Genomic DNA, 1,836 nt, shown 5'->3' with positions numbered 1-1,836 from the left:
GGCCGCCCCGCTCCACCTACAAGTAGGGAATTCTTGCATGCCCGCGCACCAGAACGGAACGGCCGCTGCCCCGGCCCCCGACCGGAGCCTCCGGCTCGCCCGCGCCATCGCCGCGATGATCCCCGGAGCCGCCACCGCCCGGGTCTCCCAATGCGACCCGACCCAGAAGTGGCCGAGCCCTCACCTGCGCGCCTATGACACCCACGGCCGCATCCTCACCGTCACTCGGGCCAAGGGGCTGACCGCCGCCCGCTGGATCATCCGCGCCCACCCCAGCGCCGACTGGGCCGAGGCCCACGACCTCGACCTCGCCACCGGCACCCTGCGGCCCGCCGCGAAGGCGTACGCCGCCACGGGCGGGGGCCGCTGACCATGCCGAGGATCCGCACCATCAAACCCGAAGCGTTCCGCTCCGAGTCACTCGCCGCGGTCTCCCTCTCCGCCGAACGCACCTTCCTCGGCCTCCTGACCGAGGCCGACGACCACGGACGCTTCCGCGACCAGCCCGCCGTCCTCGCCGGAGCCCTCTGGTCCTACCGCCCCGGACACGGCCCCCTCGGCGTCGAAGACGACCTCACCCAGCTCGCCGAACACAACCTCGTCTGCCGCTACACCGTCCACGAGGACGGCGAAAACCGCCGCTACGCCCACATCGTCACCTGGCGCAAGCACCAGAAAATCAATCGGCCCTCCGGCATCCGCACCCCGCCCTGCCCCCACCACGAAACCCCCACCGCGCCGACCGCGACCACGGTCGTACCGGAGCTGGCCGTGACGGCTCACGGAGCCCTCACGGAGGACGCGGTGAGGAATCACGGAGGGCTCACTGAGGGCTCAGTGAGCCCTCACGGAGCCCTCACGCAATCCGCCGCACATCACAAAACCGCAGGTCAACCGGCACTCAGTGAGCCCTCACTGAGTACTCACGGAGGACTCAGTGAGCCCTCAGTGAGGGCTCATGGTCCGGATCTAGGACCTAGGAACCTGGACCTAGGAACAACTGCTCGGGGCGCGAGCGCCCCCGCACCCCGGACCGTCTCGGCGAAGCAGCTCATCACCGAGTACGAGGCGGCCTGCGCCCACCGGCCCCCGAGCGGGGTGCTCGGGCACCTCGGGCGGGAGACCGCCCGGCTGCTGGCCGAGGGCATCGACCCGGACCACGTCCGCGCCGGGCTCGCCCGCCACCGCGCCCGGGGCCTGCACCCCAGCACCCTGCCGAGCCTGGTCCACGAGGCCATGAACGCCGGAGGCGGCTTGGACCGGCCGGGCTTCCCGGCTACCGTGCCCGCACGCCGCGCCTGGGCGAATCCCGCCGACCCTGCCGCCGCCTACGCCGAGGAGCTGTGATGCGCGCACCGAACGCCCAGCCCCAGCCCGTCGGCGGCCTCGCCCGCCGCCTCGCCCACATCCTCACCACCCGGGGCATCGAACCCACCAGCACGCCACAGGGCGGACCGGAGCCGGTCCCGGCCCTGCTGGCCGCCGAGTCCCGGATCCCCGCTCGCTACCGCACCGCCACGGCGGATCACCCGGCGGTCGCCGCCTGGGTCCGCGACATCGCCGCCGCCGGGCGGCCGGGTCCGGGCGGGGCGCCGGGGATCGCGCAGGGCCGGTCGCTGCTGATCGCCGGGACCACCGGCACGGGCAAGACCCACCAGGCGTACGGCGCGGTCCGCAGCCTGATCGGGGCGGGGGTGCGGCTGCGGTGGAAGGCGGTCACCGCCGCCGACCTCTACGCCGACCTGCGCCCGCGCCCCGGGCACGACGGCGAGCGCGAACTCCGGGATCTCGCCCGCTGCCCGCTGCTGATCATCGACGACCTCGGGGCCGCGAAGT

At 73.8% G+C, this 1,836-nt stretch carries 3 protein-coding genes; all 3 read left to right on the top strand.

Features of this window, described 5'->3' with window-relative positions; all coding sequences use genetic code 11:
* Positions 1-37 precede the first annotated feature (37 nt).
* Entirely contained in the window at positions 38-370 is a 333-nt protein-coding gene (locus FF041_RS32495) for a hypothetical protein (protein WP_153526188.1), read from the top strand.
* A gap of 2 nt (positions 371-372) precedes the next feature.
* Positions 373-1,347: a hypothetical protein gene (locus tag FF041_RS32490; RefSeq protein ID WP_153526083.1), complete on the top strand. Its 975-nt coding sequence runs from the start codon at positions 373-375 to the stop codon at positions 1,345-1,347.
* The coding region (locus FF041_RS32485) for an ATP-binding protein (RefSeq protein ID WP_153526187.1) at positions 1,347-1,836 on the top strand (490 nt) is incomplete at its 3' end. The genes FF041_RS32490 and FF041_RS32485, both read left to right, overlap by 1 nt.

Source organism: Streptomyces jumonjinensis (assembly GCF_009600885.1).
GTDB lineage: Bacteria > Actinomycetota > Actinomycetes > Streptomycetales > Streptomycetaceae > Streptomyces > Streptomyces jumonjinensis.
Note: the sequence above shows the minus strand (reverse complement) of the source record. Positions and strands in the feature narration are given on the sequence as shown.